This is a genomic window from Kribbella sp. DT2, from assembly GCF_049844575.1.
In the GTDB taxonomy this organism is placed as follows: domain Bacteria; phylum Actinomycetota; class Actinomycetes; order Propionibacteriales; family Kribbellaceae; genus Kribbella.
Map to the genome: position 1 here is coordinate 13,367 of NZ_JBNCLH010000015.1, position 16,533 is coordinate 29,899.

Annotated in this window: 17 protein-coding genes; 5 read left to right on the top strand and 12 right to left on the bottom strand. The window is 68.8% G+C overall.

The window, feature by feature from the left end:
- Positions 1 to 6: 6 nt before the first annotated feature.
- Positions 7 to 477 (top strand): YbaK/EbsC family protein, encoded by a 471-nt coding sequence (locus ACLQ2O_RS39520; protein WP_425842621.1) that lies wholly within the window; start codon positions 7 to 9, stop codon positions 475 to 477.
- Positions 478 to 517: 40 nt separating this feature from the next.
- Here the strand turns inward: ACLQ2O_RS39520 and ACLQ2O_RS39525 are convergent, their stop codons facing one another.
- Both ACLQ2O_RS39525 and ACLQ2O_RS39530 read right to left on the bottom strand, forming a co-directional pair.
- Entirely contained in the window at positions 518 to 1,261 is a 744-nt protein-coding gene (locus ACLQ2O_RS39525; protein WP_425842622.1) for a nucleotidyltransferase domain-containing protein, read from the bottom strand.
- A gap of 26 nt (positions 1,262 to 1,287) precedes the next feature.
- A complete protein-coding gene (locus ACLQ2O_RS39530) occupies positions 1,288 to 3,201 on the bottom strand; it encodes an N-acetylmuramoyl-L-alanine amidase (protein WP_425842623.1) in 1,914 nt (637 codons plus the stop codon).
- 147 nt (positions 3,202 to 3,348) lie between these two features.
- On the opposite strand from ACLQ2O_RS39530, the gene ACLQ2O_RS39535 reads away from it, so the two are divergent.
- From ACLQ2O_RS39535 to ACLQ2O_RS39545, 3 genes are all read left to right on the top strand, one after another.
- Positions 3,349 to 3,960: a DUF4126 domain-containing protein gene (locus tag ACLQ2O_RS39535; RefSeq protein WP_425842624.1), complete on the top strand. Its 612-nt coding sequence runs from the start codon at positions 3,349 to 3,351 to the stop codon at positions 3,958 to 3,960.
- Positions 3,960 to 5,267, top strand: coding sequence for a phytoene desaturase family protein (locus tag ACLQ2O_RS39540; RefSeq protein ID WP_425842625.1), 1,308 nt, complete (start codon positions 3,960 to 3,962; stop codon positions 5,265 to 5,267). Before ACLQ2O_RS39535 ends, ACLQ2O_RS39540 begins: the two co-directional genes overlap by 1 nt.
- A 108-nt stretch (positions 5,268 to 5,375) precedes the next feature.
- Complete coding sequence (locus ACLQ2O_RS39545; protein ID WP_425842626.1) at positions 5,376 to 7,595, top strand: HelD family protein; 2,220 nt, start codon at positions 5,376 to 5,378, stop codon at positions 7,593 to 7,595.
- 40 nt (positions 7,596 to 7,635) lie between these two features.
- On the opposite strand, the gene ACLQ2O_RS39550 is transcribed toward ACLQ2O_RS39545, so the two are convergent.
- From ACLQ2O_RS39550 to ACLQ2O_RS39590, 9 genes are all read right to left on the bottom strand, one after another.
- Positions 7,636 to 8,256 (bottom strand): response regulator, encoded by a 621-nt coding sequence (locus ACLQ2O_RS39550; RefSeq protein ID WP_425842627.1) that lies wholly within the window; start codon positions 8,254 to 8,256, stop codon positions 7,636 to 7,638.
- A complete protein-coding gene (locus tag ACLQ2O_RS39555) occupies positions 8,253 to 9,590 on the bottom strand; it encodes a sensor histidine kinase (protein WP_425842628.1) in 1,338 nt (445 codons plus the stop codon). The genes ACLQ2O_RS39550 and ACLQ2O_RS39555 overlap by 4 nt, the downstream gene beginning before the upstream one ends.
- A 6-nt stretch (positions 9,591 to 9,596) precedes the next feature.
- Complete coding sequence (locus ACLQ2O_RS39560; RefSeq protein WP_425842629.1) at positions 9,597 to 10,361, bottom strand: ABC transporter permease; 765 nt, start codon at positions 10,359 to 10,361, stop codon at positions 9,597 to 9,599.
- The gene (locus ACLQ2O_RS39565) at positions 10,361 to 11,296 is read right to left on the bottom strand and encodes an ABC transporter ATP-binding protein (protein WP_425842630.1); all 936 of its coding nucleotides are present in this window, start codon (positions 11,294 to 11,296) and stop codon (positions 10,361 to 10,363) included. Before ACLQ2O_RS39565 ends, ACLQ2O_RS39560 begins: the two co-directional genes overlap by 1 nt.
- 159 nt (positions 11,297 to 11,455) lie before the next feature.
- Positions 11,456 to 11,902, bottom strand: a complete 447-nt coding sequence (locus ACLQ2O_RS39570; RefSeq protein WP_425842631.1) for an Imm1 family immunity protein — start codon at positions 11,900 to 11,902, stop codon at positions 11,456 to 11,458.
- Between the two features lie 16 nt (positions 11,903 to 11,918).
- On the bottom strand, positions 11,919 to 12,788 hold the full coding sequence (locus tag ACLQ2O_RS39575; protein WP_425842632.1) for a DddA-like double-stranded DNA deaminase toxin: 870 nt from the start codon (positions 12,786 to 12,788) through the stop codon (positions 11,919 to 11,921).
- A gap of 12 nt (positions 12,789 to 12,800) precedes the next feature.
- Complete coding sequence (locus ACLQ2O_RS39580; RefSeq protein WP_425842633.1) at positions 12,801 to 13,061, bottom strand: hypothetical protein; 261 nt, start codon at positions 13,059 to 13,061, stop codon at positions 12,801 to 12,803.
- Positions 13,062 to 13,369: 308 nt separating this feature from the next.
- The gene (locus tag ACLQ2O_RS39585; protein ID WP_425842634.1) at positions 13,370 to 13,723 is read right to left on the bottom strand and encodes a hypothetical protein; all 354 of its coding nucleotides are present in this window, start codon (positions 13,721 to 13,723) and stop codon (positions 13,370 to 13,372) included.
- A gap of 64 nt (positions 13,724 to 13,787) precedes the next feature.
- Positions 13,788 to 13,976, bottom strand: coding sequence for a hypothetical protein (locus tag ACLQ2O_RS39590; RefSeq protein ID WP_425842635.1), 189 nt, complete (start codon positions 13,974 to 13,976; stop codon positions 13,788 to 13,790).
- 237 nt (positions 13,977 to 14,213) lie between these two features.
- Here ACLQ2O_RS39590 and ACLQ2O_RS39595 point away from each other — a divergent pair, with 237 nt between their 5' ends.
- Complete coding sequence (locus ACLQ2O_RS39595; protein WP_425842636.1) at positions 14,214 to 15,815, top strand: hypothetical protein; 1,602 nt, start codon at positions 14,214 to 14,216, stop codon at positions 15,813 to 15,815.
- Here the strand turns inward: ACLQ2O_RS39595 and ACLQ2O_RS39600 are convergent.
- Positions 15,757 to 16,317 (bottom strand): NUDIX hydrolase, encoded by a 561-nt coding sequence (locus ACLQ2O_RS39600; protein WP_425842637.1) that lies wholly within the window; start codon positions 16,315 to 16,317, stop codon positions 15,757 to 15,759. The genes ACLQ2O_RS39595 and ACLQ2O_RS39600 overlap by 59 nt on opposite strands.
- Between the last annotated feature and the right edge of the window lie 216 nt (positions 16,318 to 16,533).

Here is a 16,533-nt window from a genome sequence, read left to right on the forward strand (position 1 = left end):
GCGAGCGTGAGCACTCATCCCAATGTCCAAAAGGTCGCGGACGCGTTGGCAGCGGCCGGCGCGACCGGTGAGATCCGGATCCTCGACGAGGCCGTCCCGACAGCGGCTGCCGCAGCCCAGGAGCTCGGTTGCGAGGTCGGCGCGATCGCGAACAGCCTGATCTTCGACGGCGACGGTACGCCGGTCCTGATCCTCACCTCGGGCGCGCACCGCGTCGACACCGCGAAGCTGGCCGCCGAGCTCGGCCTGACCAAGCTCAAGCGGGCCACGCCGGAGTTCGTCAAGCAGCACACCGGCCAGTCCATCGGCGGCGTCGCCCCGGTCGGCCACCCGGCGCCCGTCCGCACGCTGGTCGACACCGCCCTCGACCAGTACGCCGAGGTCTGGGCCGCCGGCGGCATCCCGCACTCGATCTTCCCCACGTCGTACGACGAACTGCTCCGCCTCACCAACGGCACCCCGGTCGTCGTCAACTAGCCGGCGACGGCGGGGATCTTCGCGCGGAGGAAGGTGCGCGTCAGCTCGGCGCGGCGACGGCGGGGATCTTCGCGCGGAGGTAGCTGCGGGTGAGCTCGGCGCGGTGACGGCGCCAGCTGAGGGATCGGTCGACGGGGCCGCCGTAGCGGCGGCTGTGGATGTCGGCGACGACTGCGCCGGGAGCACCGAGCGCCCGGAGGTGGGCGAGGGCGGCCTGCTTGGTGATCAGGGCGCCCGTGCGCAGGGTGGTTTCGGCGCGGGCGAGGGTGAGCATCCCCAGGTCGATCCAGGTGTCGCGGAGCCAGGGGGTGCGTTTCGCGGTGACCGGGTGCCAGAAGGTGAGCAGGTCGCGGCGGATGAAGGCGGCCAGGTCCTCGTCGGTGGTTGCTGGGAGCAACGATGAGGGCAGTGGACCGAGCAGCGCCGAACCACCGAGGGCAAGCTCGCGGCGGGTCACCGGGGTGACTGGCCGGGCGAGGTAGTGCCCTTGGGCGAACGTCGGGTGGCGGAGCTCGGGGTCGGCCAGGGCATCGACGGGGACGTAGGTGCAGTGCACCCGGCGGCCCAGCGACGAGGTCAACGGCCGGTGGATCGCCTTGATGGTCGCGGGGTCGGGTTGGCCCGCGACGACGCAGACCAGGTCGAGGTCGCTGCGGGACGGGACGAAGTCGCCGAGCGCGAGCGAGCCGTGGACCCAGATCGCCTCCACGGGCAACGCCGACGTGGACGCGACGAAGCCGTCCAGCAGTTGCTGAACGGATTCGTCGCTCACGTGGTCGGTCACACAGCCAGTCTCGCAGGGTCAGCCGGTCAGATCGCCGGTCGCAGGTCCACGTCGGCGGCCCGGACGTACGCCATCCGGTGGCCGAACCAGATCTGGTAGTAGCGGTCCTTGCCGAGCACCTGCACGTGGTCCGTCGGCGGTTGGCCGTCGAACGTGGTGGCCCGGTAGTAGTCGGTCTCGATGTTCAGGTCGCTGACCGGGTAGGCCTGGCCGGCGCCGATCGAGTACTGCAGCGGCGTCACCGCCTGGTACGGAATGCCCGCCGGGTACGCCGACTCCTCCGGGTACGCGCGCCCGTAGACCGGCACGGAGACCTTGCCCGCCTTCGGCTTCACCACGAGCCCGGGCTTGGCGAACGCGTCAGGCGCGGACGCCGGGCTCTTGAACCAGGCCAGCGCGCCCAGGTACCAGACGGCCACCCAGTCCCCCGACCGCTGCGCCACGACGTACTGCGAGCCGGCGGTCGCCCGCGCACCGATGTCCGACACCTGCGTCGTCGAGGCCGACGAGCCCGGCCGCAGCCCGAGGTCCTTGACCAGCGGCGCCGTGTCGTTCGGAGCCTGGCGCAGGTAGACGAAGTTCGTGCCCTGCGGCGCGCACGCCGTACCGGCCGTCACGCAGTCGGTCACGACCTGCACGTTCGAGGCGAACCCGGGCTTCACGGTCACGATCGAACCAGCGCGAACCGGGAAGATCTTGTGCCCGTAGATCGGCGCTCCGAGCAGGTCGAAGTAGTGCTCCCAGTCCCAGTACGGTCCCGGGTCCCAGTGCATCCCCGCGACGGTCGACGGGATCGTCCCCGGCACCTGGTCGTGCCCGATGATGTGCGCCCGGTCCAGCGGGATGTTGTTCTTCTTGGCCAGGTACTTCACCAGCCGCGCCGAGTTCCGGTAGAGCGCCTCGGTGTACCAGGTCGCGCCCTCCGCGGCGAAGCCCTCGTGCTCGATGCCGATGCTGTGCATGTTCACGTACCAGTTGCCGGCGTGCCAGGCGACGTCCTTGGCCTTCACGTGCTGCCAGGTGTGCCCGTCCGACGAGCGCATCGTGTACTGCCAGCTCACGTACGTCGGGTCCTGCACCAGGTTCAGCGTGCCCTGCCAGCCGCCCTCGGTGTCGTGGATGACGATGTAGTCGATCTTGCCGGTCTTCGGCCGGTTGGCCAGGTCATGGTTGCCGTAGTCGCTCGGCGTCGCACCGGTCGACTCGTACGGCGCCGGTAGCGACTCGCAGGCCAACCCGGCCGGGCACTCGACACCGGCGGCGTCCTTGGCCCCGGCAGCGAGCTTCAGCCGGGACAGCTGGTCCCGCGCGGGCGACACCGCGACGGCCGGCATCGACACCTGCTGCCCGACGTTCGTCGTACGGGCTGCACCGCGCGCCAGGATCGTGTAGACGTCGTCAGCGAAGCCGGCGGCGCCCACTCGGTCGGAGGAGCCGGAGTAGGAAGCAACAGCCCCGTACCAAGAGGCAGGCGAGGTCGAGGCGCCGACAGGCAGCCCCAGTGCCTTCTGGTACGACGCCAGCACCGCAGCACCACCAGCCACGTTGGCCGCGGCCTCGTTGCGCAGTGCGACCGGGTCCAGCCCGGTCAGGTCGGACGCCTCGTACAGGGTGCGCAGCGAGTCGCCCTTGGCGAGCTTCTGCCCGGCCGAGCGCTCCACCAGCGCACTGGGGTCGGCAGCGGTCAGGTGCATCGGCCCGTAGCCGCCCGACGTGCTCGACTTGCCCTGGTGGTCGTCCCAGCGGGTCTCGGCGTACGACACGGCCAGCAGGACCGGCTCCGGTACGCCGTACTGCTGCGCGGCGGACTGGAACGCGGCAGCCAGGCCGGGCGCCGGTGTGGAGGCGGCCGCCGGCGGTCCGCTCGACGACACGCCGATCGCGGCGATCGGCAGCGCCAACGCGGCCAGGGCGGCGAGAATCTTCGGACGACGACGCATGTTCGTTCTCCCTGATCTGGAGTGTGTGGCGGTCACGCGGACCGGCAACCTGTTCACTCTGGGTCGAGGCGGAGCGGATGTCAACGGTTAACTAAAACTCGCGGCACGGGGTTCGTTACTGACCGCGATCGAGTTCGGAGCAACAGTATGGAAGCGCTGCCGTTGGCCTTCACGTCGGGCTGGGCGAGCGGGATCAACGCCTACGCCTGCGTGCTCGTGCTCGGGCTGCTCGGCCGCTTCGCCGACGTCGACGACATCCCGGCCGCGCTGACTTCCAACGGCGTGCTGATCGCGGCCGGCGCGCTGTTCCTGGTCGAGTTCGTCACCGACAAGATCCCGTACGTCGACTCCGCCTGGGACACCATCTCGACGCTGATCCGGCCCACGGTCGGCGCGGTCATCGCGGCCCTGATGGCCGGCGAGGCGAGCACCCTGCACCAGGCGGTGATCGCCACCACCGGCGGCGTCGTCGCGCTCGTCTCGCACCTGGTGAAGTCGAGCCTGCGGCTGGCGATCAACACCTCCCCCGAACCTGTCACCAACGTCGCCGCCTCCTCCGGCGAGGACGTCGCCGTACTCGGCGTCGTCTCGCTGGCGGCCTTCCACCCGACCGCCGCGCTGATCATCGCCGCCGTGCTGCTGGTGATCGGCCTGATCGGCGTCTACCTCGCACTACGCGCCATCCGGCGCGGCCTCGTCAGGTTCCGCGCCTGGCGGACGAGCCGAAGCAATCCAGCGACTGGGAGCACCACCCTCTGATGTCCCGCGTGATCGTCATCGGGGCCGGCCTCGCCGGTCTCGCCACTGCTGTTCGTCTGGCCAAGCTGGGCCACCAGGTCACCGTCTGCGAAGCCGAGGACCGTCTCGGCGGTGCCCTCGGCCGGGTCGAGGCCGACGGCTTCAGCTGGGACGCAGGAGCCGCCAGTACGACGCTGCCGGCCGCCCTGCGCGACCTGTTCCGCAAGTCCGGCCGCCCGATCGAGAGCCTCGTGCAGCTCGACCCGGTCACCACACCGCGCCGGCACCTGTTCGGCGACGGCTCGGTGCTGGACCTGCCGGTCGGCGACCGCGCGGCCCAGCAGGAGATCTGGACCGACCTGTCCGGCGAGAAGACCGCCCAGGCCTGGACCGGACTGGTCGACTCGTACGGCGAGACCTGGCAGATCCTCCGCAAGACGTCGCTCGAGCCGCCGCTGATGGACCGGCTGCCGCTGCCCGCCATCCGTGGGCTGAAGCCCTGGCAGTCCCTGGACCGCGTCGCCGAGCGCCACCTGGACGACGACCGGGCACGCGCCGTACTGCGGTACTACGCGACGCAGCACGGGTCGGAGGCCCGCTTCACTCCCGGGTACGTCGGCGTCTGGTCCTACCTGGAGCGCACGTTCGGGCGCTGGACCGTGGCGGGTGGGTTCGCCGCCGTGGCCGACGCGCTGGCGCAGCGGGCGGTCGAGCGGAAGATCGACGTCCGGACCGGTGCCGAGGTGGCTGCGGTGAGCACCAAGGACGGCGTGGTCACCGGAGTCCGGCTGGCCGACGGGACCGACCTGCCGGCCGACGTGGTGGTCAGCGACATCGATCCGCGCGTCCTCTACACCCAGCTGGTCAGCGACCCGGCCGCCAAGAAGGTGCGCAAGCAGGTCGAGCGCACTCACCAGGCGCAGGCGGCGTACGTCGTCCACCTGGGCCTGCAGGGGCAGGTGCCGGAGCTGCCGTTCGAGACCGTGCTGCACGGCAGTCCGACGGTCACGGTCCGTACCGGCGGTACAGCGCCCGCTGGGCACACCGCCTGGTCCGTGCTGGTCCACGGCTACCCCACTGACGACGTGGTCGACCTGCTGGTCGCTCGAGGCCTGCACATCCGCGACAAGGTCGTCAGCCGCCAGACGTCAGCCTCCTGGTGGACCGGTGTGGCCTGGGAGGGCTACAAGACCGCAGCCCGTCGCGCGGGCAACGTGTCACCGATCAAGGGCCTGTACTGCGTGGGCGCGGGCGCCCACCCGGGCGGCGGCGTACCGGCGACGACCCTCGGTGCGGCGATCGTCGCCGACGCCGTCGGCAAGGCGTAAGCGGTCAACCGGAGACCTCCCCTGGGGTCGCCGTCAGCGGCGCACTAAGATTGATCGTTCATGTGTTCCGTGTCGGGGGAAACTGCCCCGGCAGTAGAGAGGACCCCGGTGGACCAAACCCCCACGTCACCCGATCCCGAGTCGGTCGAGAGGGCTGAGCTGGAGTTCGAGCAGCAGCACGTCGACCGGGTCTACGACCGGGTCGAGGCCGCTTCGGCGTCCGCGTCCCGGATCGCGGTCGAGGGTCATCAACGCGCCCAGGCGCAGAACGTCGGCCGGGTCCGCGAGGAGGAGCAGACCGGCCTGTACGAGCGTGACGTCCTGGTCTTCGCGGCCGCCCGGCGGATCGCCGAGCTGGACGCCGAGCACGAGGGCCTGGTCTTCGGCCGGCTCGACTCCGACGGTGGTGACGAGCAACCGCCAGTGGAGCGCGCGGCCGACCTGGAGAGCCTGTACGTCGGCCGGATCGGCGTCCGCGACGCCGAGTACGAGCCGCTCGTGATCGACTGGCGGGCGCCGGCCGCCGAGCCGTTCTACCGCGCGACCTCGACCGACCGCCTCGGCGTCGTACGGCGTCGGGTGCTGCGCAACAAGGGCGCCAAGATCATCGGTATCGAGGACGACCTGCTCGGTCCCGAGCGGGCGCCCGAGGACCTGCCGGTGATGGGTGAGGGCGCGCTGATGGCGTCGCTGTCGCGGGCCCGCGGGCACACGATGCGCGACATCGTGGCGACCATCCAGGCCGAGCAGGACCAGGCGATCCGGGCCCCTGCCCGCGGCGTCACCGTGATCGGTGGCGGTCCGGGGACGGGCAAGACCGTCGTCGCGCTGCACCGCGCGGCGTACCTGCTGTACTCCGACCGGCGCCGGTTCGAGCGCGGCGGCGTGCTCGTGGTCGGGCCGTCGTCCGCCTTCATGGCCTACATCGAGCGCGTGCTGCCGAGCCTCGGCGAGAACACGGTCTCCCTGCGCGCGGTCGGCGAGCTCGTCGACGGCGTGCGTGCGACGGCGATCGACGAGGCCGACGTGGCCGCGATCAAGGGCTCGCTGCGGATGCAGGCGCTGCTGTCGCGCGCCGCGCGCGACAGGGTGCCGGCCGCGCCGACGACGCTGCGCGTGTTCGTCGGCGGCGGCACGGTCGAGCTGGACGCGAACCAGCTGGACAACGTACGCCGCAACGCCCTGCGCCGTACGCCGCGCAACCGCGCCGCGGCCGAGGCACGCAAGGGACTCGTGGCCGCGCTGTGGAGCCGCTTCCCCGAGGACCTGCGCAACGGGGTGTACGCCGACCGCGAGTCGTTCGGCGACCAGGTGACCGACCTTCCGGCGTACCGGAGCTTCTTCGCGGCCTGGTGGCCGGTGCTGACGCCGCAGACCGTGCTGCGCTGGCTCGGTGACGCGCGACGGCTGACCCGCTGGGCGCGGCACGACCTGACGCCGGCCGAGATCGAGACGCTCGCGGCCGGGATCGCCGGGACCGACGAGATCACCGTCGCCGACGTCGCGCTGCTCGACGAGCTGACCCACCTGCTCGGCCGGGCACCGGTCCCCGAGGCGGGCAAGGACGAGGAGTTCGACTGGCTCGAAGGCCTGTCGGACGGCGTCAACGAGGTGCTCACCACCTCGGAGCGCCGGGCCCGCGCGGCCGCGGCGGCGGAGGCCGACGAGCCCGAGGAGTACGCGCACGTGCTCGTCGACGAGGCGCAGGACCTGTCGCCGATGCAGTGGCGGATGGTGACGCGGCGCGGTCCGCAGGCGAGCTGGACGATCGTCGGCGACCCGGCGCAGAGCTCCTGGCCCGACCCGGACGAGGCGCGCACGGCGATGGAGACGATGCTGTCGCACCTGCGGCGGCACACGTTCCGGCTGTCGACCAACTACCGGAACTCGGCCGAGATCTACGCGTTCGCCGGTGAGGTGATCCGGCAACAGATCCCGGACGCCGACCTGCCGGACGCCGTCCGCCGGACCGGGGTCGGGCCGGAGCACCGGATCTTCGACGCCGGCAAGGTCGCCGAGGCCTCGGCCGACGCGGCCGCCGAGCTGCTCGGCCTGGTCGAGGGCACGGTCGGCGTGATCGTGCCCCCGAAGCTGCGCCCGGCCGTCGACGCGGTGCTTGCCGAGCTCAACGATCCCCGGATCGCGACCCTCACCCCGCTGGAGTCCAAGGGCCTCGAGTACGACGCGGTCGTGGTGGTCGAGCCCGACCGCATCGTCAGCGACACCCTCGGCGGCGTGCGCGCGCTGTACGTCGTACTGACGCGTGCGACGCAGCGGATGATCACCGTCAACAGCACGACCCACTGGCTGCCGACCCGCACCGCGTGACCGCAAGGACGGGGATCAGCTCTGGTCCCCGTCCACAGCGTCAGGTCAGCAGGCGACGACGGTAACCCTCGGCAACGGCCGAGGCCCGGTCGCGAACGCCGAGCTTGTCGTAGATGTGTTGCAGGTGGGTCTTGATGCTCGCTTCGCCGATGAACAACGCGGCCGCGGCCTCTCGGTTCGAGGTGCCGTTCGCGACCAGCTGCAGCACCTGCTTCTCCCGATCGGTCAGGGTGCCGGCGCCCGGCCTGCGGACCTGACCCATCAGGTGCTGCGTCACCGACGGCGCGAGCACCGACTCGCCGCGCGCGGCCGCCCGGACGGCGCGCATCAGCTCGTCGGGCAGCGCATCCTTCAGGAGATAACCGATCGCACCCGCCTCGATCGCCGGCAGGACGTCGCTCTCGGTGTCGAAGGTGGTCAGGATCAGCACCCGGGCACTCGGGTACGACGCGCGCAGGGCCGCGGTCGCGGCGACGCCGTCCATCCCGGGCATCCGAAGGTCCATGAGTACGACGTCCGCTGCCAGCCGCTGCGCCTGTTCGATGCCCTCGGCACCGTTCGCGGCCTCACCGACCACGACGATGTCCTCGGCGTCCGCGAAGGTGTCGCGAAGACCGCCCCGCACGATCGGATGGTCGTCGACCACCACCAGTCGAATCATCGGCCGGTCTCCTCCTGTGCACTCGTGCCCCCGGGGGCGATCGCCGGAACGCGCGCGCTGACGGAGGTCCCTTCACCCGGTGCGCTCTGCACCTCCACGTGACCGCCGACCCCTCTGATGCGCTGGCGCATGCTCGTCAGGCCGAAGCCGGCACCGACCGCCTGCGCGAATCCGCGTCCATCATCCCGCACGTCCAGCAGCACCTCGGCGCCCGTGTAGGACAGCGTGACCCCGACACGTGTGGCCTTCGCGTGCTTCGCCACGTTGGTCAGCGACTCCTGCGCGACCCGGAAGAGCGAGACCTCGATCGCCGGGCTCAGTGGCTCCCGGGTGCCGGTGACCTCCACCTGCGCGCTGATCCCCTGGTCCTCCGACCATCGCTCGGCCAAAGCGCGCAACGCGTCGGGGAGGTGCGCTCGCCGGAGCTCCTGGGGAGCGAGCGCCCGCACTGACCGCCTGGCCTCGGTCAGGCTGCTGCGCGCGAGCCGCAGTGCTCGCGCGACGTGCTCATCCGTCCCGCCCTGCGCACTCGCGGAACGCTCCGCCGCCTGGAGCTGCGTGATGATGCCGGCGAGACCCTGCGCCAGCGTGTCGTGGATCTCGCCGGCCAGTCGCTGCCGCTCGTCGTGCGCCCCGCCTTCGCGGGCCTGAGCGACCAGCTGCGCATGAAGCCCGGCGTTCTCGTGCAGTGCCGCCTCGAGCCGCTCGACGAGTTCCTCCCGCTTGCGTTCCTCCGGCTCGCTGCGCGCCGTCAGTACGATGCCCACCCCGATCGCCGCGGTCTGCACGGCGACGATCAGGACGAATTCCGCCAGCAATCCCGGGGTGGGGTCGGCCCACACGCGCATCGTCGAGCCGTTGAGGGCCACGGAGGTGGCCAGGACTCCGAACACCCCCAGCTGCCACGGCCGGAGCAGGTACGCGTGGAAGAAGCCCGCAACGGTGAAGACGAGGAAGACGTCGGCGTACGTCATGAGGGTGACGCACAGCGCCAGCAGCCCGACCAGGAAGATGCCCGCCGGCACGGGCCGAAGCGTCCTCCTGATGATGGGCAGCGTGTGCCCGAACAGCACCCACAGCACCGAGACCGCGACCAGCCCGAGGACGGATGCGCCCTCGGGCCAGAAGCGTTCGCCGGAGGCCGGAAGCACTCCCGCGCAGTAGATCACCGTCGAGATCGTCAGCAGGAGCCACGGTGCGATCAGCTGCAGAAGGTCCCAGACCCGCAGCTGCTCGGCCTTCCAGGCCAGGCGGGAGCGGTGCGCGCTCTCCACCTCTTCCGCGATGGCGGAGCTGTACGTCCCGGACTCGCCGGCCCCGGCATCCCGCGTCATCGACACCTACTCCCAGCGGAAGAGCTTCGCGGCGATCGCGCTCGCCGCCGTTGCGACAGCCGCCATTATGGCAATCTGCAGCCAGAACGACTGCCCACCGGCGGTGGCGGTGATCTCGCCCGCCTCGGCCGACCACGCCGCGGTGAGCGCCTGCAGGCCGGGCGGTACGAATTCTCCGACCTCGCGCAGGACGTCGGGCATCACGACACGCGGCAGGAAGGCTCCGCCGAAGAACATCAGCGCGACGAACAGGAGGGTGCCGCTCTGGTTCGCGGCGCTGCTGGTGCGGACCACGGCCGCTGAGATCATGCCGACCCCGAGCAGCGAGGCGTAGCCGACGACGAAAGCGACGGCGAACTCCAGGGGCCGCTCGGGCGGCGCGATGTCCAGCACCGCCCAGCCCAGGAAGATCATCAGGGTCGCGGAGACGATCACGGAAGCGAACGCGACGATCATCTGCGCGAGCAGCACGGTCCGCGGATGCGCGGGAGTGGTCGACAGCCTGCGCAGGATGCCGCGCTCACGGTACGTCGCGATCACCGCCGGAAGGTGCTGCACGGCGATCATCACCATCCCGAACACCAGCGCGGTCGGTGCCCAGACGTCGATGGACCGGAGCCCGCCGGTCTCCGGCGTCGACTCCCTGAGCGCCGGGACGGCCCCCAGCCCGAGCAGGAGTCCCGCCGGGAACAGCACCCCGAACAGGACGGTGGCGGAGTTCCGGAGGAAGAGTTTCGCTTCGACCTTGACCATCTTCAGCAGAGCACGCATCAGCCGGCCTTCCGCTCGGAGGATTCCGGGGACCGCGGGGCGCGTCCCGTGATGGCCACGAACGCGTCGTCGAGGTTGCGCTGGTCGACGCGGAGATCCTCCGCCACGACCTGCGCCCGGGCGAGAGCCCCCGCGACGCTGCTCAGAAGCTGTCCCCTGCCGGTCACCACCCAGCGGCCGTCGGTGATCTCGACGTCGGTCACGTCGGGAAGCTCGGCCAGCACGCTCCTGTCCAACGGCTGGCTCACGCGGAACCGGACCTGCTGCCCCGCGCTCGCCTGCGCGATCAGCCCTGCGGGCGTGTCCACCGCGGCGACCCGCCCGCCGTCGATGACGGCGATCCGGTCGCTGAGGCGCTCCGCCTCGTCCATGAAGTGGGTGACGAGGAGGATCGTGACACCCCTGTCACGCACCTGCTCGATGAGGCTCCAGGTGTCGCGCCGCGCCTGCGGGTCCAGTCCCGTCGTCAGCTCGTCGAGAATCGCGACCTTGGGATTGCCGACCAGAGCGAGCGCGATCGACAGCCGCTGCTTCTGCCCACCCGAGAGAGCCTGGTACTGCGTGTTGCGCTTCTCGGTGAGCCCCAGGAGCTCCATCAGCTCACGCCAGTCGGCGGGGTCGCTGTAGAAGGAGCTGTACAGGTCGAGCGCTTCACCGACCTTGATCGCGTCCGGGAAGCTGCTCTCCTGCAGTTGCACCCCGAGACGCTGACGCACCTCCGCCCGGTCCGCGATCGGGTCGAGCCCCAGCACGGAGATCGACCCCGAGTCAGGCGTCCGCAGCCCCGCGATGCACTCGACGGTCGTCGTCTTACCGGCGCCGTTGGGCCCGATGATGCCGAAGATCTCCCCCTCCTCAACGGTGAAGGAGACATCGTCGACGGCCACGTGCGATCCGTAGCGCTTGTGCAGATTCCGTACTTCCAATGCCGTCATACGGCGAAATTACGGCGCATCGCCCCCCGCCACATCGACCGTGACGCCCGAGCCCCGGTTGATCCCCACATCCACCAATCGGTGGATCTGTCAGCCCGGGGAAACGAAATGCTGGGTCGACCATCAGCGTTACGAACGACTTCTTTACCGCTCCACTTGTCAGGCGACGCGCTCTGGCCAATCCGCCCACTCAAAGCCCCACGGCCGTACCCCGTCGCCATCGACGAACTCCCGTACGGCCTGACGTACTTGCTCGATGGTGACCTCGGAGTCGTCCGGCCACCCCTGGTCATGCCCGCAGTAGTAGTAGAAAACTTCCTCGCGTGAACTGGTCTGCCCGGGCACATACCAGCTGCCTTCATCCCTGCCGTCGTCACCGGCGTACCGAATGCCACCGACCTTGCCCTCGGCGTTGATCGCGATGCGCAGTTCGTGGTCAGGGACGCCGGATTCCATCAAGGGACGAGCGGCGCTGTAGAGCGTGATGACGGAGTTGTCGAACGGCTCCGCCAGGACGGCGTCGATAAGTGCTTCGACGTCTCCGGCGCTGCGCAGCAGCGTCGGAGCCGCGCCAGTCCGGTAGAAGGCCTCGACAGTAGTCGCCATGGTCACATATCCATTCTTAGTCAGGCTGGGAGTAGGTCTTTTTGAAGCCATCAGGGCCGAAAACGGTCAAGCTACCTCCCGGAGGCACGAACCGGGGCAGCAGCTCATCGCATCCGAAGCGACCGGGACACGGCACCTTACTGACGACGATCGTGGCGTGCTTGATGCCACGCTCGCGCATGAACATGGCGAACTTGGACTCGACATGCGAGGCCCCCATCGGCTCGCCGTCCTGTCGACCGATCCGATGCTCGCGCAGGAAATCTTTGACTTGCAGGTAATGCGGGTCCTGGCCACCGTCCTCCCCGAGACGCTGTCCACTCACGAGATCATGCTCGTTGCCAACCTCGTCCCGCCAGATGCCGCGCGTCTTCTGCCGCATCGGTCTGGTCTCGTCGCGCACTGGCAACTTTCCGAGTAGCCGCCAGGCGTCCTCGTCGCTGATCCGCCGCGCCGGTGGCGTCTCATCCTCCGGGCTCGCCTCATCGCCCGTCCCCGCGGTCCTGTTCGGTTTGTCGGCTTCCGGCTCGACCTGGTCGTCGTTCTGCCGACGATCCGCGGGCGGTGTGCTTCCGCCCGCTGCATCTGGTCGCCGGGTTGCTTTATCGCCGGGTGGTCCCGTGCGGATCCCCTCGACCATCCGCAGCGCCCAATCGCGGGCCTTCGGTGGCGCCAGGCTCAAGTAGTGTGCTGCGGCTTCACAGGCCCGGGCCGCGGCGTCGAGTTGCTGTGCGGCAACGGTGGCGGTGCCGCCGGAGAGCTGCATGACGAGTGCGGCGTGATCTCGGCAGACTCTGGCGCGATACTCGAGCGCGGCAATGACGCGGGGAGCCTCGTCCAGGCAGTCGACGAGACCTTGGGCAACGCGCTGAAGCTCGGAGGGCACGGCGCCACCCGGCTAGATCTGGTCGGCGTAGCTCGCGCAGCCGGCCGCGGCGATCTGGAGTGCTTCCACCGCCCGCTCGACGGCCTTGCTCGCCGAGTCCAGGATCTGAGTGATATCGCGGTCAGTACCGGTGGCCGTCCCCGCGATCAAGGACTCGATCTGCGCGCTGTGCTGACCGAAGCGCTGCTTGAACCCGGCCAGTCCACCAGATGCTTGCTTGGCCTCGTTCGCGACCTGGTGCAACTGCTGCTTGAGCCGTTGGACATCGGACATCAGAACCTCACTTCGGTTGGGGCGGGATCAGACAAGCCGCGCCGCCCCGGGACTCGACGACCGGACAGGACGGCCCGGCCACTCCCAGGCGCGTCAACACCCTCAAGCGGGAGGTTGGAACGGCTGCCCCGGTGCAGCCTCACTGCTACGCCGGGACAGCCGGTCTCGAGGGTTCCTGCCCGAGCTCGGGGCCGGCAGGGATAGAGGCGCACTCGGGCAGGAACCGCTTTCGGGTGACGGGACCGGTGGGTGCGCAGCGATCACACTGCACGGAGGGCTGACGACGACTCCCCACCGGTCCCGCCCGTTCATGGGGTGTTGCTCGCGATGACGACCCGGGCGCCGGTCGCCCGCTCAAAGGTGTTCCTGACGTCGTGGGCCACGGCGAGGGCGTCGAAGTGCAAGCGGCTCGGGATGACGACCGTGGTCACGTCGTACCGGTTGACGGCCTCGATCAGAGCTTCAAACGCGGCCGGTGTCGTGTTGGTTTCCTCGATGTAGATCGTTCCCATCGAGAAGTCCTCGACCTTGGCGAACTCCTCCAGCTGGTCCTCGAGGTCAGCGAGTTCGCCATCGGTCATGAGCAGGTGCTTGAGGATGTAACCGAGCAGCAAAGGTCGCGTGTAGTCGGTGTCGCCGCTTAACGCTCCTCGTCCATCCACTAACTGAACTTGGCGACCAGGCGCTCCCAGAGCCGATCCCGCCACGGTCGTCGACGCTGGCCTTTCACGAGAGGTCTGCATCAGTTACCGCCGGCTCGATCGTCACTCGCAGACTGTAGAAGCGGCGCGTCATCGCCGCCTGATAGCGGATGGCCTTCGCTGGTTCGGCGGTGTAGTCCGCGATGACGTGTTCCCCGAACCAGACACGGACGCGGCGGTCAGTGGGGAGGGGCATCTCCACGTGGGTTTTCATTCGCCGTTCGCCTCCATCGCGATGTCACGGAGCATGAAGGCGTAGAGCACACTGGCCAGCAGCCAGAGGGGCCACATCAGGTGGTACATGGTCCACACATTCCCGTCGATCGGGTCGGCTATCGGAGGACAACCATCCAATGCCCCTCAGTGATGGGAAACGACGCCGAAGCATATGCGCATTCTGGAATATGTGCGTCGTGCATATGGGCGATCGGTGACCGGTAGTGTTGACAAGGTGACGCGTCCCGAGAGACGAACCTGTCGATCCTGCGGCGCATATCTGGCAGTGGACAACCGCGATGACCAGTGTGGGCCATGCCTTCGGCGTGCCCCCGAGCTCGCGCTTGTTGCTCCGGTCTTACCCGCTGACTTCTGGGAGGACCCGGCCTTTCAAGAGGCGATTGCCGAGCGCCATTTCGGCCAGCTGCTCTTGGTCTACCGCAAGCTCCAACGGCCTGAGCCGACGCAGGCGCTCGTCAGGCAGTGGCTAGGGCTTACCCAAGGACAAGTCAGCCGCATCGAGCGCAGCAAGACTCCCGTGCACGACCTCGCCAAGCTGGATCGCTGGGCTCGGGCCCTGCATATCCCCGAGCAGCTGTTGTGGTTCAGCCTGACGGCCCGGCCTCTCGACCGTATGGAGCGATCCGATCTGACAGCACCGCCTGTGCCAACCGAGTACGACGATGGCCAGGATGGCGTCGATGCATACTCGCGCTCCGACCGTGGCTTTATCGTGCAGGCTCAATCACCTGGCGAAGGAGACGGAGTGCATCGGAGGCAGTTCATCAAGTCGGCTGGCGTGGGTCTCACCGCGGTGGGGGCCAGCCTGCTGGCAGGGACAGTGCCCAGCGCGAACCGGCGCACGAGCCGTGTTCGACCGGACGCCAGCACCGAGATTCGCGAGATGACGCAGGTCTTCCGTCGCCTCGACAACCGGTACGGCGGCGGTCACAACCGTTCGGTCGTGAGCTCATACCTGAACTCGACGGTCACACCGCTGTTGCAGGAGAGCACATCGGGCGTCGGCCGGCCCGACCTGTTCGCGGCTGCCGCCGAGCTGCACCACCTGGCCGGCTGGATGGCGTATGACACCGGCCAGCATGCACACGGCCATACTCATCTGCGTCAAGCACTGAGCCTCTGTCATGAAGCCGACGATGAGCGACTTGCCAGCGAGATGTTGGCCGGTATGAGCCATCAGGCAGCGTTTCATGGTGCACCCGACAGCGCCATCGACCTGGCCCTGGCAGCCCAGCACAGTGCGAAGCGATCTGGATTGAAACTCCTGCAGGCTGAGGCGGCCGTCATGGAAGCCCATGGCCTCGCGCTACAGGGCGACAAGACAGGTTGCCTGGCTGCGCTGAGCCGCGCGGAGGACGCGTTCAACAGGTCGGATGCTGAAGAGCGACCACAGTGGCTCACCTACTTCGACCACGCGTACTTGGCGGCAAAGTTCGCGCACGCGTTTCGCGACCTCGGGCTAGCTGGGGATGCCGAACCCTTCGCACGGCGGTCCCTCGAGATGACCGACGGGTATGAACGTGGCCGTCTGTTCAACACGGCCTTGCTCGCTACCATTCTGGCGGATCAAGGTCGGCTGGAAGAGTCCTGCGCCCTTGGCATGGAGGCAACCACACTTGCCACGTCGGTGCGATCAATGCGCGGCACCAGCTATCTGCAGGACCTTGGTACACACCTAGCGCCGTACCAGAACGTCGAACCGGTCAACTCTCTGTTCGAGAGCATGATCGAGATCGGGGTGTCACCGCTGGACGAGATCAGCCGGCATGGAACGCGAGCACGTGCAGCAGACCGACGAGGGACGCCGCGCCGATGATCTGGCCGGTATCGATGCGTTCGCGGATCGAGTCGAGCGGTACCCAGTCGATCCGTTCCGCTTCGTTGATGTCCTCCGGCTCACCGATGTAGTCGGCACCGTACGACACAAACAGCAGGTTTTCGGCGTCTGTCGTGCCCACCGAGGGCTGCAGCGACACGAGGGGCTTGACGTTCCGCGGGCGCCATCCAGTCTCCTCCTCGACTTCCCGTGCTGCGGTCACCGCTGGATCCTCGCCGGGATCGACGTAGCCGCCCGGCAGCTCCCAGACCCAGCGGTCGATGATGAAGCGGTGTCGCCACATCATCAACACGTTCTCTTGCTTGTCATCGAGTACCACCATCATGGCGGCCTTGGGCATCCGCAGGACGTACTGCTCGAACCGGACACCATCCGGTAGCTCGACCGACGCGATGCTCAGGCGCAATCGGCGGGTGTCGTCTATCAGTCGCTCACCATGGATCTTCCACAGCGTGGACTCCGTACCGCCATCAGCCGTCACGCCCCGACACTACCCAACGTGCTTCACCCGAACTCAACCAACGGCACTGCTCGTCGGCGCACTGCTCGGGTCAGGCGCGAATACGTAGCGCGCGAGCAAGCCAGCGGTCGATGCCAGCAGTGCTTCTTCACGAGTGAGACGGAGGTCATACAAGGACCACAAGCTTCCTCAGCTAATCAGACAACCGCAACCAGGCACCCAAATATATAATTCTTC

Bases quoted from the DNA above. Each gene is read 5' to 3' on its own strand.
- ACLQ2O_RS39530 (WP_425842623.1), bottom strand. From the start codon at position 3,201: ATGCGTCGTCGTCCGAAGATTCTCGCCGCCCTGGCCGCGTTGGCGCTG.
- ACLQ2O_RS39535 (WP_425842624.1), top strand. From the start codon at position 3,349: ATGGAAGCGCTGCCGTTGGCCTTCACGTCGGGCTGGGCGAGCGGGATC.
- ACLQ2O_RS39540 (WP_425842625.1), top strand. From the start codon at position 3,960: ATGTCCCGCGTGATCGTCATCGGGGCCGGCCTCGCCGGTCTCGCCACT.
- ACLQ2O_RS39550 (WP_425842627.1), bottom strand. From the start codon at position 8,256: ATGATTCGACTGGTGGTGGTCGACGACCATCCGATCGTGCGGGGCGGT.
- ACLQ2O_RS39555 (WP_425842628.1), bottom strand. From the start codon at position 9,590: ATGACGCGGGATGCCGGGGCCGGCGAGTCCGGGACGTACAGCTCCGCC.
- ACLQ2O_RS39560 (WP_425842629.1), bottom strand. From the start codon at position 10,361: ATGCGTGCTCTGCTGAAGATGGTCAAGGTCGAAGCGAAACTCTTCCTC.
- ACLQ2O_RS39565 (WP_425842630.1), bottom strand. From the start codon at position 11,296: ATGACGGCATTGGAAGTACGGAATCTGCACAAGCGCTACGGATCGCAC.
- ACLQ2O_RS39570 (WP_425842631.1), bottom strand. From the start codon at position 11,902: ATGGCGACTACTGTCGAGGCCTTCTACCGGACTGGCGCGGCTCCGACG.
- ACLQ2O_RS39580 (WP_425842633.1), bottom strand. From the start codon at position 13,061: ATGTCCGATGTCCAACGGCTCAAGCAGCAGTTGCACCAGGTCGCGAAC.
- ACLQ2O_RS39590 (WP_425842635.1), bottom strand. From the start codon at position 13,976: ATGAAAACCCACGTGGAGATGCCCCTCCCCACTGACCGCCGCGTCCGT.